Raw genomic sequence first — 17,576 nt, forward strand, 5'->3', positions numbered from 1 at the left:
GACAAACCCCCTGTAGCACTAGATATTTCGGATCCAGCGCTACAGGGGGTGAGGTCGGGGCACGGTCAGGCCAGTCCGCGGCTGAGCAGCCGCCCCCGGGGCGCCTCATCGAGCTCGATCCGCTTGCCGGCAAGCCAGGTACTGCGCACGACGCCGGCCAGGGCACGCCGATCGTAGGCGGAGACGGGATTCTTGTGCTGCAGGTTTGCCACGTCGACCACGAACGCCTCCTCGGGCGCGAACACGGCGAAATCCGCCGCGTACCCCAGCGCGATGTGCCCTTTCGTGTTCAGCCCGACCTGCTCGGCCGGGTTCTCCGCCATCCACCGGACCACGTCGTTCAGGCTGTGCCCGCGACGTTTGGCCTCCGACCACACCGCGGACAGCGACACCTGCAGCGAGGCGATGCCGCCCCACGCGACACCGAAGTCGCCGATGTCGAATCTCTTGAGGTCGACCGTGCACGGGGAGTGATCGGTGACGACGCAGTCGATCACGCCGTCGGCCAGGCCCTGCCACAGCAGCTCACGGTTCCCGGCCTCACGGATCGGCGGACAGCACTTGAATTGCGTTGCTCCCGAGGGTATCTCTTCGGATACGAACGACAGATAGTGCGGGCACGTCTCCACGGTGAGCTTCACGCCGTCCTTGCGGGCGGACGCGATCATCGGCAACGCATCGGAGCTCGACAGGTGCAGGATGTGCACCCGGCACCCGGTCCACCGGGCCAGCTCGATAACCTCCGCGATGGCGAGATTCTCGGCACCGCGCGGCCGCGAGTCGAGGAAGTCCGCGTAGTTCTCGCCGCCGGGTGACGTCGCGCGGTCGATCGCGTGCGCGTCTTCCGCGTGCACGATCATCATCGCGCCGAACCCGGCGATCTCCTTCAGCGCCAGTTCGAGCTCGGCCGGATCCAGCGGCGGAAACTCGTCGACGCCGGAATGCAGCAGGAAGCACTTGAACCCGAACACGCCCGCGTCGTGCAGGGCTCGCAGGTCCGGGACGTTGCCGGGTACGGCGCCGCCCCAGAACCCGACGTCGACGTACGCCTGATCGGCGGCGACCCGGCGTTTCACGTCCAGTGCCGCGACGTCGACGGTCGGCGGGATGCTGTTGAGCGGCATGTCGACGATCGTGGTCACCCCGCCGGCGGCCGCGGCCCGGGTCGCGCTCGCGAACCCCTCCCACTCGGTGCGGCCCGGTTCGTTGACGTGCACGTGCGTGTCGACGAGACCGGGGATCAGCACCTCGTCGTCGCCCAACTCGACGACGACCTCGGCGTCGAGCTGGGCGCCGAACGGTTCGATGACGACGATCCGGCCGTCCCGCACACCCACGCAGCGGGCGACCTCCCCGGCCGCGGTGATCACCCGCGGGGCACGGAACAGCAGGTCGAGCCGGTCAGACATCGTCTTCACGCCCCACACCCGCCGCGCCGCGCACCGCGGCCGCCACGGCCGGGGCGACTGCGGCATCGAACACACTCGGCACGATGTACGTGGGATTGAGTTCCGACGGAGACACCGAATCGGAGATCGCGCGGGCGGCGGCGATGAGCATGTCGTCGGTGATCTCGACGGCGTGCGCGTCGAGCAGACCCCGGAACACGCCCGGGAACGCGAGCACGTTGTTGATCTGGTTCGGGAAGTCGGAGCGCCCGATCGCGACGACCGCCGCGTGCCTGCCTGCCGCGACCGGATCGACCTCGGGCACGGGGTTGGCCAGTGCGAACACGATCGAGTCGGGACCCATCGTTTCGATGTCGTCGCCGGTCAGGATGTCCGGCGCCGAGACACCGATGAACACGTCCGCGCCGACCAGTGCGTCCCGCAGCGATCCGGACCGCGCGTCCGGGTTGGTGTTGTTCGCGATCCAGGACCGGAACGAGTCGGACGTGTCGTCGGGCGAGAGGATTCCGTTCCGCCCGCACGCCACGATGTTCGTCGCACCCTGCGCGACCAGCAGCCGGATGATCGCGTGTCCGGCGGCTCCGACACCCGAGACCACGATCTTCACCGTGTCGAGGCTCTTCTCGACCACCCGCAGCGCGTTGGTCAGTGCGGCGAGAACCACGATGGCGGTGCCGTGCTGATCGTCGTGGAACACCGGGATGTCCAGCATGTCGCGGAGCCGTGCCTCGATCTCGAAGCAGCGGGGGGCGGAGATGTCCTCGAGGTTGATTCCGCCGTACACCGGTGCGAGGGCCCGGACGATCTCGACGATCGCGTCCGTGTCCTGGGTGTCCAGGCAGACCGGCCACGCGTCGACGTCGGCGAACTGCTTGAACAGTGCCGCCTTGCCCTCCATCACGGGAATCGACGCGGCGGCACCGATGTTGCCCAGCCCCAGCACGGCCGAGCCGTCGGTGACGACCGCGACGGTGTTGCGCTTGATCGTCAGCCGCCGGACGTCCTCGGGGTTCTCCGCGATGGCGGTGCAGACCCGGGCGACACCGGGCGTGTACGCGCGGGACAGGTCGTCGCGGTGCTTGAGCGGAACCTTCGGCACCACTTCGAGTTTCCCGCCCAGGTGGAGCAGGAACGTGCGGTCACTGACCTTGCCCACCACGACGCCGGGCACGTCGGCGATTGCCGATGCGATCTGCTCGGCGTGCTCGACGTCGGAGGCGTCGCACGTCACGTCGATGACCATGTGGTCGGGGTGGCTCTCCACCACGTCCAACGCGGTCATGGCGCCCTTCACGGAGGCCACCGCCCCCGCGAGAGTCGAAGTGGTGCCTGCCCCGACCGGGGCCGTGACGCGAACGGTGATGGAGTAACCGGGACTGGGATTGGGCATGCGTGTTTCCTCGGGTTCGTCAGGTAGGGGCTCGGACTAGCGCGGCGCCTGGTCGGCGACGAGCGCTTGATGGCTCTGGGGAAGGGCTTCCCACCAGGTGCGTCGCGTCTCCGACAGCGCTGTCGCGTCGAGATCGCCGAACAGCCGCAGCCGGGACAGGCCGCCGTCGGGGTAGACGTCGAGTCGCAGGTGCGTGGCCGCGTCGGTGCCGTCCAGGACGAACCGGTGCCTCGTGTCGGGCTGCACGGCCGTGCGGGACAGCAGTTCGGTCCACGCGCCCTCGTCCGTGATGTCGGCGGTCCGCGCGTCGGCGGTGCTCAACCGCACCCAGCCGGGCGCGTTCCCCACGTAGTAGCTGGTGTCGATCTCGACGTGCCGGGGAATGCCGGCCGCGGCCAGCGAGAACACCGCGAAGTCGTTGCCGCCGCCACGACGCCGGGAGTTCTCCCAGCCCTCCCCCATGTTCCGGGCCCGCCCGGGAAGGATGATGTTCGCGGGCGAGGCGTAGAACGCGTCGGAGCAGCCGACGAGGCGTCCGCCGTTCTCCGCCGCCAGCAGGTCCACCGTCCCGTCCAGGAACCGGGGGTCGGGCACGACCTCACCGTGCACACGCAACCGCGCGACGCCGCCGTCGGGGTAGATCGACAGCCGCACGTGTGTCCACCGGTGCCGGTCGGCGACGGCGTAGGCGTTCGCGGCGTGACCCTCGGCCGGGGACTTCTCGACGATGGTCTGCCAGTCCGCCTTCATGACCTCCTCGATGGACGGGTAGCCCTCGATCGACGCCGCCTCGACGGAGATGAAGGGCGGGTAGTTGCCCTTGAAGTGCGCGGTGTCCACGACGATCCCGTGGATGATGCCCGCGGCCCCGAGCCGGACGATCGCGTAGTCGTGGCCGTCGTCGCGGCGGCGGCGGGTCTCCCACCCGTCGTACACCTTGCCCTTGTGCCCGAAATCGGCCGGGTCGAAGAACGGGGCCTCCGCCTTGATGAGGTTCTCCCGCTGGGCGAACAGTTCGTCGTTGGCCGCGGATACGCTTCCGCCGAGGGCGCGTGAGGCGAGGTCGGGTAGTGCGGTGAAGTCGGTGGACGTCATGATTCTCCTCGTGTGCTGAGTGGTGCGAGTTCGGCAGTCGATGCCGCGATCGTGCAGCCGATCCGGCGCAGTAGTTCCGCCGCATCTCTGATCGATCGGTGAAGGTCCGGTTCCAGGTCCGCGAGCGCGTATGCCGCGGAGATGCCGGCGCTGTGCAATTGGATGTCGCTGAGCAGGTTTCGGCCGCACACGGCCAGGACGGGGATTCCGGCCCTACGCGCCTCGGTCGCGACGCCGATCGGCGCCTTGCCGTGGAGACTCTGCTCGTCGAGTGACCCCTCGCCGGTGATGACGAGGTCCGCCCCGGCGAGCCTCCCAGGGAAGTCGACGAGCCCCAGGACGGTGTCGATGCCGGGCCGGGTGTCGGCCCCCAGCACCGAGATCGCGCCGAACGCCGCACCTCCCGCAGCGCCCGCCCCCGCGACCCGGCTGTCGTCGCGGCCGGTCGCGGCGCGCACGACCTGCGCCCACCGGGTCATGGCGTCCTCGAGCACCACCAGTTCTTCTGCGGCAGCGCCCTTCTGGCTTGCGTACACCGCGGTGGCCCCGGTCGGGCCGAGGAGCGGATTGTCGACGTCGCAGGCGAGTCGGAAATGCGCCTCACGCGCCGCCGGGTGGAGGCCGGTCAGGTCGACCCGGGCTGCCTGGCGCAGCACCGCTCCCCCCTGCGCGACCTCGGTGCCGTCGGCGCCGAGGACACGCACGCCGAGAGCCTGTAACAAGCCGGCACCGCCGTCGGTTGACGCGCTGCCCCCGAGACCGACGATGATCTCGCGGGCTCCCCCCTCCAGCGCGTGCCTGACGACGGTGCCGAGTCCGAATGTACTGGCACCCAAGGGGTCCGCCACACCGTCCGGGAGCAGTACCAAGCCCACCGCCGATGCCAGTTCGACCACCGCGGTCGAGCCGCGCACCGCGTAGGACGAGGTGACGGGCCGACCCGTCGGCCCGGTGGTGGCCACGGCGACCGGCGACCATCCTGCGGCGACGGCCGCCGCGACGGTGCCGTCGCCGCCGTCCGCGACCGGAACACGATCGATCACCCAGGACGGATCACCGGCGACGAGTCCGTCGGCGAGGGCGTCCGCCACTTCCGCGGCGGTGAGGGATCCCTTGAACTTGTCGGGTGCGACCAGTACACGTGTCACGGTGCCCCCTAGTCCAGCAGCATGAGGGCTGTGGGAGCGTGCTCCCAGCTCTCCGCCAGATCCTCGAACTCGGCGACGTTGTCGAGTTCGGTGCCCATCGCGATGTTGGTGACCCGCTCGAGGAAGACCTCGACCACCACCGGCACCTTGTGCTCACCGGCGAGTTCACGCGCCTTCTCGAGGGCGCCGGCGATCTCACCGGGCTCGGTGACCCGCAGCGCCTTGCAGCCCAGGCCCTCGGCGACCTTGACGTGATCGACGCCGTACCCCTTCGGGACCGCGGGCAGCACATCGTGTTCGGTGGCTTCCTGGGTGTTGATGTTGTCGAAGCCCAGTTGCACGCAGAAGTCCATGTCGAATGCGCGCTGCGCCTGACGGATCAGTCCCAGGTAGGAGTTGTTCACCACGACGTGGATGTACGGCAGGTTGAACTGGGCGCCCACCGCCAGTTCCTCGATCATGAACTGGAAGTCGTAGTCACCCGACAGCGCCACGACGGGCGTCTCCGGCTCCGCGGCAACCACTCCGAGAGCGGCGGGAATGGTCCAGCCCAGCGGGCCGGCCTGCCCGCAGTTGATCCAGTTGCGCGCCTTGTAGACGTGCAGGAACTGGCCGCCGGCGATCTGCGAGAGCCCGATCGTGCTGACGTACCGGGTGTTGCGCCCGAAGACGCGGTTCATCTCCTCGTACACCCGCTGCGGTTTGACCGGGACGTCGTCGAAGTGGGTCTTGCGCTGCATGGTCCGCTTCCGGGTGGCACAGTCCTCGACCCAGGTGCTGCGGTCCGCCAGGGTTCCGGCGGCCTTCCGCTCCTTCGCGACGGCGACGAACAGCTCGAGCGCGGCCTTGGCGTCGGAGACGATCCCGTAGTCCGGTGCGAACACGCGCCCGATCTGGGTGGGTTCGATGTCGACGTGAACGAACTTGCGCCCCTTGCGGTAGGTGTCGAGTCCGCCCGTGTGCCGGTTGGCCCAGCGGTTGCCGATGCCCAGGACGAAGTCCGACGCCAGCATGGTGGCGTTGCCGTACCGGTGGGCGGTCTGCAGACCGACCATGCCCGCGGCGAGGCGGTGGTCGTCCGGGATGGTGCCCCAGCCCATCAGCGTCGGCACCACCGGAACGTCCAGCAGTTCCGCCAGTTCCACGAGCAGATCCGCGGCGTCGGCGTTGATGATGCCGCCGCCTGCGACGATCAGCGGGCGGTCGGCGGCCTCCAGCATGTCGAGCGCCTTCTCCGCCTGCGCCCGGGACGCGGCCGGCTTGTACACGGGCAGCGGCTGGTACGTGTCCGGGTCGAACTCGATCTCCGCCAGTTGCACGTCGATCGGCAGGTCGATGAGAACAGGTCCGGGCCGACCGGACCGCATCAGGTGAAATGCCTGCGCGAACGCACCCGGAACCTGGGCCGGCTCGAGCACCGTCATCGCCATCTTCGTGACCGGCCCCGCGATCGCGGCGATGTCGACGGCCTGGAAGTCTTCCTTGTGCAGACGCGCGACCGGGGCCTGCCCGGTGATCGCGAGGATCGGGATCGAGTCCGCCATCGCCGAGTACAGGCCGGTGATCATGTCGGTCCCGGCCGGCCCGGACGTCCCGATGCAGACACCGATGTTTCCGGCCTTGGCGCGGGTGAACCCCTCGGCCATGTGGGATGCGCCCTCGACGTGGCGGGCGAGGACGTGCTTGATCCCACCGTGGTCACGCATTGCTGCGTAGAACGGGTTGATCGCCGCACCGGGGAGGCCGAAGGCCTGGGTGGCACCTTCGAGTTCCAGAATCTTGACCGCTGCATCAGCGGCGCGCATACGAGGCATATCAGTTCTCCATCGAGGATTACGAGTTGAGGCGGGTCACTGGGAGGGGCGGCCGGACAGCCGCTCCACTCCGCGCAGCAGGCCCGAATGATCCAGGCCACCATCACCGTTCGCACGGGCGGAGGCCATCAGCTGGGCGAGGACGGCGCCGAGGGGTGTCACGACGCCGGCCTCACGGGCAGCGCTGGTCACGATGCCGAGATCCTTGTGGTGCAGGTCGATACGGAATCCGGGTTCGAACGACCGGTCCAGCATCTTCTGCGCCTTCTGGTTCAGGACGGCAGATCCGGCGAGCCCGCCGCCGAGTACCTCCACCGCGGCCGCGGTGTCGACACCGTAGGCCTCGAGGAAGATGATCGCCTCGGCGAGGAGCTGGATGTTGCCGGCGACGATCAGCTGGTTCGCTGCCTTCACCGTCTGCCCGGATCCGTTCGGGCCCACGTGGACCACCGTCTTCCCGACGACGTCGAGGATCGGCCTGGCCGACTCGAAGTCTTCCGGGGCGCCGCCGACCATGATCGACAGTGCGGCGTTGACCGCCCCGGCCTCGCCACCCGATACCGGGGCGTCGATCAGCCGGAATCCACGCTCGGCCGCCTGCGCGGCGAGTGCGGTGGTGACGTCGGGCCGGATGCTGGAGAAGTCGATGATCAGAGCGCCTGCCGGGGCGTGGTCGAAGACTCCGTCCTCACCGGCGAGTACGGCCTGCACATCGGGCGAGTCGGGGACCATCACGGCCACGACGTCGGCGCCGGCGACGGCCTTGGCGATGGAGTCCGCCGCGGTGCCGCCGGCTTCGACGAGTGCCGCGGTGCGCTCGGGCGAGCGGTTGTATCCGACCACCTGGTGTCCGGCCTTGGCGAGATGAACGGCCATGGGGCTACCCATGATTCCGAGTCCGATGAATGCGATAGTGCTCACGAGTCTCCTCGATTCCGTCGAAAGTGGTGGTGTGTCAGTGGGCGGCGCGGGACGCGCGCTGTTCGCGGGGCAACCAGTCGAAGGTGTCCGGCCGCGTCGACTTGTACTCGAGCCCGACGTATCCGCGGTAGCCGTGTCCGGCGAGCCTCTTCAGGTAGCCGTCGATGTCGAGCGTTCCGGTGCCGGGTTCTCCGCGACCCGGAGCATCCGCGATCTGCACGTGCCCGATGCGGTCGGCGTAGGCGTCGATCGCGGCGCCGACGTCGTCGCCGTTGACCTCGAGGTGGTAGAGGTCCGCGAGGAGCCGGAGCGAATCGACACCGTGTTCGGCCTTCACCCGGTCGATGACGGCGATCGCCTCGCCGGCGGTCTTCAGCGGGTACGCCGGCGTGCCGCTGACCGGTTCGACGAGCACGACCGCACCGATGCGATCCGCCGCCTTGCCCGCCTGGGCGAGGTTGTCGGTGGCCGTGTCGTCCTGAATCTTCGGATCCGTGCCGTCGATACGATTACCATACAGGGCGTTGAAAGCTCTGGTGCCCAGCCGTTCTCCGATTCCGACGGTGATGTCGATGTTGTCGCGGAACGCCGAGACCTGCGCCGGGTCGGACAGCAGTCCGCGATCCCCCGCCGGCATGTTGCCCGCCGCGAAATTCAACCCGGTGAGCTGCACTCCGGCGTTCTCGATCGCGGCCACGAACGCGTCGACGTCGCTGTCCCGCGGTACGGCGGTGTCGAAGGGCCACCAGAATTCGACGGCGTCGAATCCGGCGTCGCGGGCAGCCTGCGGGCGCTGCAGGAGCGGCACGTCGGTGAGCAGGATCGAGCAGTTCAGGGTGTAGGCCAAGGTATCCATCGGTTGTTCTTTCGCTGTCGGGGTGTTCAGGAGACGGTGGTGTTGTCGGGCTCGGGCAGGCCGCGATAGCGTCGCCAGCCGCCGTGATCGGTGATCTCGGTGAGCTCGCCGGCTCTGCTCTCGAGGAGGCCCGGTCGCAGGCCTACCGCCAGAACCGAACGGCCGTCCGACAGTTCGATCACGGTGAGCTCGAGTTCCTCGGGCTCCTCGGGGAGGAAGTCGGTGCGAATGTCACCGATCGGCACGTCGTAGAGCTCGCCCTCGATCGAGGCTCCCCCGGTCTCTGCCAGCAGCAGTGCGGGGAATTCGTCGCGTACGGAGAAGAATCGGTACTTCGGTGCGGTCCGGACCGTGCCGAGGAACGTGTGTGCAGACACGTTGTGATGCAGGTTTCCGCCACGCATCGCTCCACCGTTGCAGAACAATTCGGCCATCTTGTCAGCTCCTTCTTCCGTGGGCAGGTGTCGCCGGTTCGGGCTTGCCTGCCAGTTCGATCGCTACCTGAAGCAGCGCTTCGCGTAGTCGTTTGGTGTTGGCGTCCAGACCTTCGCGCACCAGGTCCTGGGTGACCGGCCACGGGGTGTCGCTGATGACGTCGTGATCGGTGACCAGGGCGATGCAGGTGTAGGACATGCCCAGTTCACGGGCCAGCGCCGCCTCGGGGTACGGGGTCATGCTGATCAGGTCCCATCCCTGGGCCGCGTACCAGCGGGATTCGGCCCGGGTCGAGAATCGGGGGCCGCGGATCGCCACCATGACGCCGCCGTCGTTGACCACCCATCCGCTCCGGCGGAGCGTCGAGACCACCGCCTGGCGTCCGCGGACGCAGAACGGATCCGCGAAGGACACGTGGACGTCGTCGTCGTGGAAGGTGTCGTCGGTGCGGCCGGTGCGGTCGACGAGCTGGTCGGGCACGACGACCGAGCCGACGCCGATCGCCGGTCGCAGCGAGCCGGACGGGGTGGGCGCGAGGATCGTTCGCACGCCCAGGCTGTGCAGGGCCCAGATGTTCGCGCGGGCATTGATGCGGTGGGGCGGGATGTCGCGGTGCCGTCCGGTGCGGGTCAGGTAGGCGAGCCGGCGGCCCCCTGACGACCCGAGGACGATGCTGTCCGACGTCGGCCCGTACGGGGTGTCGACCTGAACCTGCTCGGCGTCGTCGAGGAGTCCGTAGTAACCCCAGGTGCCGAGCACTCCGACGGTGGGCTGGGTGTCAGGCATGGTGGTTCACCGTTCCTTCCGAGGCCCCGTTCGTGGTCAGCGCTTCGCGCCTCTCGATCGCCGGCCGTGCCGGGGCGTCCTCGAGGTGTTCGTGCCCCGGGTGCGGGTGAATGGTGACGTCGTCCGGGTCGTCGGGCGTGACCTTCCCGTCGAGAACCGCTCGCATCTTGTCCTTGTCGAGCATGCCCTCCCAGTTCGCGACCACAAACGTGGCGAGGCAGTTACCGAGCAGGTTCGTGAACACGCGCATGGAGTCCATGAGCCGGTCGGCGCCGAGCAGCAACGCGACGGCGGCCACGGGGAACGCGCCGATCGCGGCAGCGGTCGCGGACAGGGCGACGAAGGCCGACCCCGGCACCCCCGCCATACCCTTGGAACTGAGAATGAGGATGCCCATGATCACGAGCTGCTCGCCGAAGCCGAGGTCCACCCCGACCGCCTGCGCCAGGAACATCATCGCCAGCGACAGGTAGATCGCGGCTCCGTCGAGGTTGAACGAGTAGCCGGTAGGGATCACCAGACCGACGACGGCGCGGTCGCATCCCGCGTTGTCCAACTTCTTGATGATGCGGGGCATGACCGCCTCGGACGATCCGGTGCCCAGGGCGAGCATGAATTCTTCGCGGCAGTACTTGATGAACTTCCATGCGTTCACTCCGGTGATCAGCTTGACCACGATCGACAGGACGACGATGAAGACCAGTGCAGCGCCGTAGCACGCCAGGATGAGTATTCCGAAGGATTTGAGGGAGCCGGCACCGTAATTGCCGACGGTGAATGCCATCGCACCGAACGCACCGAGAGGCGCCAGGTACATGATGTAGCCGACGATGCGGAAGATGACGTGCAGCGTCTGGTCGATCACATCCATCAGGATCGGCGGAGCCGATTCACTGAAGGACGCCAGCGCGACGCCGAACAGGATCGCGAACAGCAGCACCTGCAGCAGGTTGTTCTGCGCGAACGCATCGAACACGCTGGTCGGGATGATGTGCATGACGAACTCGACGCCACCCGGCAGGTGGCCGCCCTGCGTCTTCTCGTCCAGGGCGCTGGTGTCCAGTGTGGCCGGGTCGATGTTGAGCCCGCTACCCGGCTTGACGAGGTTTCCGACGAGCAGGCCGAGCCCGAGCGCGAAGGTCGTCGCGGCCGTGAACCAGAGCAGCGCCTTGCCGCCGATCTTTCCGAGCGCTTTCATGCTGCCGACCTTGGCGATGCCGGTGACGATCACCAGGAAGATCAGCGGCGACACGACCATTTTGATCAGCTTGATGAAGCCCTCACCCAGCGGCGCCAGGTGATGGGAGAACTCCGGAAACAGGATTCCGGTGGCGATGCCCAGGGCAATTCCGATCAGGACCTGGACGAAAAGTGATCTGTACCAACGCTGCTTTGTGGGTTTCGCAGCGATTTCGACTTCAGACACGGGGCCCTCCCTCGGGGCTTGGCGTTTTCCATATTATGGAAGTTGTATTTCGTATCTCGATATAGTGAACGCCGTCACACCCGGGTTTGTCAACCGATGTAGCGAAGGAATCGTCGCGATCCGTCACTCCCGCGCTATCGTCATACGGAGCGCCCTTTCCGTCTGACGGAAAGAATGTGGAGGCTCTCGGGCAGTCAGAGGATGGAGACAGACATGACGAACGGTCAGAGTCCGGCCGGTGGCGTGCAGTCGGTCGAGCGCGCATTCGACATACTCGAGATCATGGCGAGCGCCGGCGGGTCCATCGGGGTCAGCGAACTCGCCGACCTGGCCGGACTCCCCCTCCCGACCATCCACCGGCTCATCCGCACCCTGATGAACCGCGGATATGTCCGGCAGCTACCCACCCGGCGGTACGCGCTCGGGCCCAAGCTCATTCGCCTCGGCGAGAGCGCCACCCAGCTGATCGGCGCCTGGTCGCGACCGCACCTGTCCGAACTGGTGCGCGGAACCGGCGAGACCGCGAACATGGCCGTTCTCGACGGCACCATGGCCGTCTATGTCGCGCAGGTGCCGTCCGAGCACGCGATGCGGATGTTCACCGAGGTCGGCCGACGCGTCTACCCACACTGCACCGGCGTCGGCAAAGCCATCCTCATGCAACTGTCGAATGACGCCGTGCGCTCATTGGTCAGCCGGACCGGCATGACGACGTACACCGAGAACTCCCTGACCGACCCCGACATGCTGATCGCCGATCTCGAATTGAGCAGAAACCGCGGGTTCGCGATCGACGAGGGCGAGCAGGAGATCGGCGTCCGTTGCTTCTCGGTGCCGGTGCCGAACGCTCCGACCCCCACCGCCATCTCCGTCTCCGGGCCCGCGGCCCGCGTCACCCTCGAGTCGGCCGACCAGATCGTGCCGCTGCTCAAGCGCGTCGCGAAGGAACTCGGCACCGAGTTCGACAAGAACGCCGCTCTCTGAATCCGGGCGACTCATCAACAAAGGTTGACGGATCCGCCGCATCAACTTAAGTTGATAGCGTGAGTGACGATCCGAACCCGGCGACCGCTTTCGCCGCCGTCGTCGCGCTGCGGCGTCAGGCCGACCAGCTCGAGCGTGACGCCGTCGCACACGCACTGTCCGCCGGCTGGACCTGGGCGGACATCGGTCAGGCTCTCGGCGTCTCGGGTCAGGCGGCACACAAACGCCTCGGTCCCGGACGATCCTCCGACAAGAAGACGAGGGGCACACGATGAAGTTCACCCGGGCATGGCGCGACATGCGGACGATGAAGACGCTGTTCTCCGAAACAGAGGCCGAGGCCGACCGGCTGGGCGACCGGGAACCGGGCCTCGAGCACCTGCTGCTCGCATCGTTCACGCTGCCGGACGGTACGGCCCGCCGGGTCTTCGAGCATCTCGGATCGAACCGGGACGCACTGCGCGAGGCGGTCATTCGCGTGCACGGGGAAGCCCTCGCGGCGGCAGGCATGACGGACGCGGGCGTCGCCACCAGCGCACTCAGCCGCCCCCGCACCGGGCCGCTGCGGCTGACCGAACCGGCCCAGGCCGCGTTCCGCAATGCGGTGGCTCTCGCGAAGTCGGAACGGCGACCGATCGTCGGTGCCGACATCGTCGCAGCCGTCGCCACCATCACGCACGGCACCGCGGCGCGGGCCCTGGAATCACTGGGGCTCGTCCGGTCCGACGTCGTCGACGCCGCCCGGGCCGAGCCGGCATCGTGAGCGGACGGCCCAGGCCCGATGTTCGCCGCCTGCGCGGATAGGCTCGACACGTGGTTCTTCCCAGCTCGACTTCTGTGTCCCCTGCAGATGTTCTCGGTTCCATGCGGGACGTCATCGACGGTCCGCTGCCCGACATCGCCGTCCGCTTCTCCAAGTTCCTCGCCGACATCTGGCCGCACACCGCGCTGGTGATCTTCACCCGGGAATGCACGGGACGTCCCCGCAAGGTCAGCGGTGATCCGTCGGTGGTCGAACGCGTCACCATCGCCGAACTGGACGCGCTGCGCACCCGCATGACGGAAGGCACCCCGTTCGACGACCAAACCGTGATTGCCGGCGCGAAGCGGAAAGTGTGGGCGCTGCTGGACGCGACGGGCACCCTCCTCCTCGTTCTCCCGAAGCCGCGGCAGCGCATTCGGGAGGTTCCGCTGGTGGCGGGCGCCTTCGGCGTCGTCGCAGTGTCGATCCGGCATCAGGTGGCGCAGGCGAGCCCGGCATACCTGGCGGAGTCGCGGGCGGCGTCAAGCGAGCGGGCCAGGACCATCGTGGAGCTGACGGACCTGCACGCGGCGACGCTCGAATCGATCCTGTCGACGCTCCGGTCCAAGGACCTGGACGACCGCCGGTCGCGGATCACAGCGAGCGAGACGGCGTCCTCGGCGCTGGTGACTCTGCGTTCCGCGGGCGAATCCGACCGCAACCTCGCGGAGGAAGCCGTCACCACCGCGTTCGCCCGGCTGCAGGGCGAACTGCGGCCGCTGCTCCAGCACCGGCCTGTGCGCGTCGACTACGTCGATCCGCCGGTCGACGGTCGCGCGCTGCCCGGCGAGGTCGCCAGCGCCGCGCGGGCCGTCGTGCGGAGCGCCGTCCTGGCGTTCGCGGCGCAGGCCGCCCTGGAGCGAATCCGCATCGCCTGGGACTGCGACGGCGCGAACCTCCTCGTCGAAGTCCGCGACGACGGCGACGGCGGTCTCGACACCGACGCGCTGGTGCGGCAACTCTCCGGCCGGGTGCACACACTCGGTGGCCGGATCGACGTCGAGTCGGTCGACGGGTGGGGGTCCCGGGTGGCCGTCGCGATCCCCCTCGACGTGCCGGTGGCGCGACCGGACGAACAGCAACTCGGCGACCTCAACCCCCGCGAACTCGAGGTCCTCGGCCACCTCGCGACCGGCAAGAGGAACAAGGCGATCGCCGACAGCCTCGGCATCAGCGAGAGCACGGTCAAATTCCACGTCGCGGGTGTGCTGAAGAAGCTCGGTGTGGCGTCCCGAGGTGAGGCGGGCGCGATCGCCCTCGAGGCCGGCATCCGCGCCGACGCCACCAGCAGGCATGCATGAGCGTCGCGACGCTGCCGATCCGGCGCTGACCCCCATGTGAGTGGCAAAGTGTGCGGGCGCACGCTTTGCCACTCACGTCAGGTGATGCGGTCGGGGTGGGTGTAGATGTTCATGGTGGTGCCGCGGAGGAACCCGATGAGGGTGAGCCCGGTGTCGTGGGCGAGGTCGATCGCCAGCGAGGAGGGCGCGGACACGGCGGCGAGGACGGGGATGCCGGCCATCACCGCCTTCTGCGCCAGCTCGAACGACGCCCGGCCGGACACGAGCAGGACGCTGCCGCGCAGCGGGACCCGGTTCTGTTCGGTGGCCCAGCCGATCAGCTTGTCGACGGCGTTGTGCCGCCCCACGTCCTCCTTGATCGCGAGCAGTTCCCCGGTCCGGGTGAACAATCCGGCCGCGTGCAGACCGCCGGTGGTCTCGAAGACCCGTTGCGCGGCCCGCAATCGGTCGGGCAGCTCCGCGATCGTCGCGGCCGGCACCCGCACCGTGTCGGTGGCCGGCGAATGCTTCGTGCGTTGCCGGATCGCGTCGAGCGACGCCTTCCCGCACACCCCGCACGAGGAGGTGGTGTAGAAGTTGCGTTCGATACCGGTGTCGGGCAGGAACACCCCGGGTGCGAGGTCGACGTCGAGGACGTTGTAGGTGTTGGCACCGTGCTCGTCGACGCTGTTGCAGTAGCGGATCGACGCGATGTCCGCGCGGTCGGCGATGATGCCCTCGGTCAGCAGGAAACCCTGCGCCAGTTCGACATCGGAGCCGGGGGTGCGCATGGTGACCGCCAGTGGTGTCCCGTTCACCCGGATCTCGAGCGGCTCCTCCACCACCACGGTGTCGGGGCGGGTGGACTGCCGGGTGTCGGTGATCCGGGTGACCGGGGTCCGGGTGGTCACACGCCCCATCACAGACGCCGTTCGAGACGGATCGTGATCGCCTTCGACACCGGGGTGTTCGACTTGCGGGCCACGTGATCGAGCGGGATCAGTGGATTCGTCTCCGGGTAGTAGGCGGCGACGTTCCCCCGCGGCGTGGGGTACGGCACCAACCGGAAGTCGTCGGCGCGGCGCTCCTGCACCGTCCCGTCCGGGGCCTCCCATTCGGAGATCAGGTCCACCCGGTCCCCGTCGGTGTACCCGAGTGCGGCGATGTCGTCGGGGGCGATGAACAGCACCCGCCGTCCGCCCTTGACACCGCGATAGCGGTCGTCGAGACCGTAGATGGTGGTGTTGTACTGATCGTGCGAGCGCATCGTCTGCAACATCAACCGGCCCTCGGGTACCGGCAGCCAGGACAGCTCGTTGACCGTGAAATTGGCCTTCCCCGTGTCCGTCACGAACCGGCGCTCGTCCCGGGGTGGGTGCGGCAGCCCGAACCCGTCCGGCCCGCGGACCTTGCGGTTGAAGTCCTCGAACCCGGGGATCACCCGGGCGATGGAATCGCGGATGCGGTCGTAGTCGGCGGTGAACTCCCGCCACGGCACCGAATGGTCGGGACCGAACAGCGCCTGCGCGATCCCGCACACGATCGCGATCTCACTACGCAACTGGTCGCCGGCCGGCTTCAGGCTGCCGCGGGACAGGTGCACCATCGACATCGAGTCCTCGACCGTGACCTGCTGTTTCTTACCGTTCTGGACGTCCTTGTCGGTGCGGCCCAACGAGGGCAGGATCAGCGCGGTCCGCCCGGTGACGAGGTGGGAGCGGTTCAGTTTCGTCGACACCTGCACCGTCAGCGCACACCCCCGCAGCGCGGCCTCGGTGGTCTCGGTGTCCGGCGTCGCCGAGACGAAGTTGCCGCCCATCCCGACGAACACCGACGCCTTCCCGTCCCGCATCGCCCGGATCGAGTCGACCGCGTCCAGGCCGTGCTCCCGCGGCGAGCGGATGCCGAATTCGGCGTCCAACGCGGCGAGGAACGACTCGGGCATCTTCTCCCAGATCCCCATCGTCCGGTCGCCCTGGACGTTCGAGTGCCCGCGGACCGGGCACACCCCGGCCCCGGGTTTGCCGATCATCCCCTGCAACAGCAGCAGGTTCACCGCGTCCTGGATGGTCGCGACCCCGTGCGTCTGCTGGGTCAACCCCATCGCCCAGCAGATGATGGTCTTCTTCGAGGCGATCAACGCGTTCGCGGTGGCCTGGATCTGTTCGAGCGTCAGCCCGGTCGCCCGGACCACCGTGCCCAGATCGACCTGCCGCAGATGCGCCGCGCACTCCTCGAAGCCCGCGGTGTGCCGGTCGATGAACTCCCGGTCCAGCACCGTCCCGGGATTGCGGTCCTCCGCCTCGAGCAGCAACCGGCCCAGCCCCTGGAACAGGGCCTGGTCGCCGCCGATCCGGATCTGCAGGAACTCGTCCGCGATCTGCACACCGTCGCCGACCACGCCGTGCACCTTCTGCGGGTCCTTGAACCGCATCAGCCCGGCCTCCGGCAGCGGGTTGATCGCGATCACCTTCGCCCCGTTGCCCTTCGCCTTCTCCAGGGTCGAGAGCATCCGCGGGTGGTTGGTGCCCGGGTTCTGCCCGGCGATCAGGATCAGGTCGGCGTTCTCGAGGTCGGGAACCGACACCGACCCCTTCCCGATCCCGATCGTCTCCACCAGCGCACTGCCGGACGATTCGTGGCACATGTTCGAGCAGTCCGGCAGGTTGTTCGTCCCGAACGCCCGGATCATCAACTGGTATACGAACGCCGCCTCGTTCGACGTGCGCCCGGACGTGTAGAACACCGCCTCGTGCGGCGACGCCAACGCCCGCAACTCGCCGGCGATCATCGCGAACGCCGCGTCCCAGCCGATCGGCTCGTAATGCGACGATCCCGGCAACAACACCATCGGATGCGTCAGCCGGCCCTGCTGCCCCAACCAGAACTCGGTACGACCCAGCAGATCCGACACCGAATGCGCGGCGAAGAACTCCGGGCCGACCGTGCGGGTTGTCGCCTCCTCCGCCACCGCCTTCGCCCCGTTCTCACAGAACTCCGCATGCTTGCGGTGCCCCGGAGTCTCCGGCCACGCACACCCCGGACAGTCGAACCCCTCCCGCTGGTTCAACTTCATCAACGTCCGGGCCGTGCGCACCGGGCCCATCTGTTCGATCCCACGACGCAACGACACCAACACCGCAGGAACACCTGCCGCATAGGATTTCTCGTGCGTGACGACGACATCGTCCTCGTCGAAGGTGTACCTGTCGGTGGTGTCGGTCATGGAG

At 68.2% G+C, this 17,576-nt stretch carries 16 protein-coding genes; 4 read left to right on the plus strand and 12 right to left on the minus strand.

Features of this window, described 5'->3' with window-relative positions:
• Nucleotides 1-65: 65 nt before the first annotated feature.
• Genes allB through dctA form a run of 10 tightly spaced genes read right to left on the minus strand, consistent with a single transcriptional unit; the run spans nt 66 to nt 11,280 of the window.
• Entirely contained in the window at nt 66-1,409 is a 1,344-nt protein-coding gene (gene allB, locus DTA22_RS16510) for an allantoinase AllB (protein WP_112300385.1), read from the minus strand.
• Complete coding sequence (locus DTA22_RS16515) at nt 1,402-2,799, minus strand: NAD-dependent malic enzyme (RefSeq protein WP_112300138.1); 1,398 nt, start codon at nt 2,797-2,799, stop codon at nt 1,402-1,404. Before DTA22_RS16515 ends, allB begins: the two co-directional genes overlap by 8 nt.
• Before the next feature lie 36 nt (nt 2,800-2,835).
• Nucleotides 2,836-3,894, minus strand: a complete 1,059-nt coding sequence (gene alc / locus DTA22_RS16520; protein ID WP_112300139.1) for an allantoicase — start codon at nt 3,892-3,894, stop codon at nt 2,836-2,838.
• Nucleotides 3,891-5,042, minus strand: coding sequence for a glycerate kinase (locus tag DTA22_RS16525; protein ID WP_112300140.1), 1,152 nt, complete (start codon nt 5,040-5,042; stop codon nt 3,891-3,893). Before DTA22_RS16525 ends, alc begins: the two co-directional genes overlap by 4 nt.
• An 8-nt stretch (nt 5,043-5,050) precedes the next feature.
• Nucleotides 5,051-6,856: a glyoxylate carboligase gene (gcl, locus tag DTA22_RS16530; protein WP_037226084.1), complete on the minus strand. Its 1,806-nt coding sequence runs from the start codon at nt 6,854-6,856 to the stop codon at nt 5,051-5,053.
• 36 nt (nt 6,857-6,892) lie between these two features.
• Nucleotides 6,893-7,777, minus strand: a complete 885-nt coding sequence (locus tag DTA22_RS16535; RefSeq protein ID WP_112300141.1) for a 2-hydroxy-3-oxopropionate reductase — start codon at nt 7,775-7,777, stop codon at nt 6,893-6,895.
• A 34-nt stretch (nt 7,778-7,811) separates the two neighbouring features.
• Nucleotides 7,812-8,633, minus strand: coding sequence for a hydroxypyruvate isomerase family protein (locus tag DTA22_RS16540; RefSeq protein ID WP_112300142.1), 822 nt, complete (start codon nt 8,631-8,633; stop codon nt 7,812-7,814).
• 26 nt (nt 8,634-8,659) lie between these two features.
• Entirely contained in the window at nt 8,660-9,067 is a 408-nt protein-coding gene (locus DTA22_RS16545; RefSeq protein WP_009475269.1) for an allophanate hydrolase-related protein, read from the minus strand.
• Nucleotides 9,068-9,071: 4 nt separating this feature from the next.
• The gene (locus DTA22_RS16550; protein WP_112300143.1) at nt 9,072-9,854 is read right to left on the minus strand and encodes an MTAP family purine nucleoside phosphorylase; all 783 of its coding nucleotides are present in this window, start codon (nt 9,852-9,854) and stop codon (nt 9,072-9,074) included.
• Nucleotides 9,847-11,280, minus strand: a complete 1,434-nt coding sequence (gene dctA / locus DTA22_RS16555) for a C4-dicarboxylate transporter DctA (protein ID WP_112300144.1) — start codon at nt 11,278-11,280, stop codon at nt 9,847-9,849. The genes DTA22_RS16550 and dctA overlap by 8 nt, the downstream gene beginning before the upstream one ends.
• Before the next feature lie 213 nt (nt 11,281-11,493).
• Here dctA and DTA22_RS16560 point away from each other — a divergent pair, with 213 nt between their 5' ends.
• The 4 genes from DTA22_RS16560 (at nt 11,494) to DTA22_RS16575 (ending at nt 14,367) form a co-directional block, all read left to right on the plus strand.
• A complete protein-coding gene (locus DTA22_RS16560) occupies nt 11,494-12,264 on the plus strand; it encodes an IclR family transcriptional regulator (protein ID WP_037226090.1) in 771 nt (256 codons plus the stop codon).
• A 59-nt stretch (nt 12,265-12,323) separates the two neighbouring features.
• On the plus strand, nt 12,324-12,539 hold the full coding sequence (locus DTA22_RS16565) for a hypothetical protein (RefSeq protein WP_005260938.1): 216 nt from the start codon (nt 12,324-12,326) through the stop codon (nt 12,537-12,539).
• The gene (locus tag DTA22_RS16570; protein WP_112300145.1) at nt 12,536-13,027 is read left to right on the plus strand and encodes a Clp protease N-terminal domain-containing protein; all 492 of its coding nucleotides are present in this window, start codon (nt 12,536-12,538) and stop codon (nt 13,025-13,027) included. Before DTA22_RS16565 ends, DTA22_RS16570 begins: the two co-directional genes overlap by 4 nt.
• 101 nt (nt 13,028-13,128) lie before the next feature.
• The gene (locus tag DTA22_RS16575; protein WP_112300146.1) at nt 13,129-14,367 is read left to right on the plus strand and encodes a helix-turn-helix transcriptional regulator; all 1,239 of its coding nucleotides are present in this window, start codon (nt 13,129-13,131) and stop codon (nt 14,365-14,367) included.
• Between the two features lie 77 nt (nt 14,368-14,444).
• Here the strand turns inward: DTA22_RS16575 and fdhD are convergent, their stop codons facing one another.
• The gene (gene fdhD, locus DTA22_RS16580) at nt 14,445-15,266 is read right to left on the minus strand and encodes a formate dehydrogenase accessory sulfurtransferase FdhD (RefSeq protein ID WP_112300147.1); all 822 of its coding nucleotides are present in this window, start codon (nt 15,264-15,266) and stop codon (nt 14,445-14,447) included.
• Nucleotides 15,266-17,572 carry an FdhF/YdeP family oxidoreductase gene (locus tag DTA22_RS16585; RefSeq protein WP_112300148.1) on the minus strand — a complete coding sequence of 769 codons (2,307 nt, stop codon included), beginning with the start codon at nt 17,570-17,572 and terminating at the stop codon, nt 15,266-15,268. The genes fdhD and DTA22_RS16585 overlap by 1 nt, the downstream gene beginning before the upstream one ends.
• Nucleotides 17,573-17,576 lie beyond the last annotated feature (4 nt).

The organism is Rhodococcus wratislaviensis (assembly GCF_900455735.1).
Classification (GTDB): domain Bacteria; phylum Actinomycetota; class Actinomycetes; order Mycobacteriales; family Mycobacteriaceae; genus Rhodococcus_F; species Rhodococcus_F wratislaviensis.

Bases quoted from the DNA above. Each gene is read 5' to 3' on its own strand.
- allB (WP_112300385.1), bottom strand. From the start codon at position 1,409: ATGTCTGACCGGCTCGACCTGCTGTTCCGTGCCCCGCGGGTGATCACC.
- DTA22_RS16515 (WP_112300138.1), bottom strand. From the start codon at position 2,799: ATGCCCAATCCCAGTCCCGGTTACTCCATCACCGTTCGCGTCACGGCC.
- alc (WP_112300139.1), bottom strand. From the start codon at position 3,894: ATGACGTCCACCGACTTCACCGCACTACCCGACCTCGCCTCACGCGCC.
- gcl (WP_037226084.1), bottom strand. From the start codon at position 6,856: ATGCCTCGTATGCGCGCCGCTGATGCAGCGGTCAAGATTCTGGAACTC.
- DTA22_RS16540 (WP_112300142.1), bottom strand. From the start codon at position 8,633: ATGGATACCTTGGCCTACACCCTGAACTGCTCGATCCTGCTCACCGAC.
- DTA22_RS16545 (WP_009475269.1), bottom strand. From the start codon at position 9,067: ATGGCCGAATTGTTCTGCAACGGTGGAGCGATGCGTGGCGGAAACCTG.
- DTA22_RS16550 (WP_112300143.1), bottom strand. From the start codon at position 9,854: ATGCCTGACACCCAGCCCACCGTCGGAGTGCTCGGCACCTGGGGTTAC.
- DTA22_RS16560 (WP_037226090.1), top strand. From the start codon at position 11,494: ATGACGAACGGTCAGAGTCCGGCCGGTGGCGTGCAGTCGGTCGAGCGC.
- DTA22_RS16570 (WP_112300145.1), top strand. From the start codon at position 12,536: ATGAAGTTCACCCGGGCATGGCGCGACATGCGGACGATGAAGACGCTG.
- DTA22_RS16575 (WP_112300146.1), top strand. From the start codon at position 13,129: ATGCGGGACGTCATCGACGGTCCGCTGCCCGACATCGCCGTCCGCTTC.
- fdhD (WP_112300147.1), bottom strand. From the start codon at position 15,266: ATGGGGCGTGTGACCACCCGGACCCCGGTCACCCGGATCACCGACACC.
- DTA22_RS16585 (WP_112300148.1), bottom strand. From the start codon at position 17,572: ATGACCGACACCACCGACAGGTACACCTTCGACGAGGACGATGTCGTC.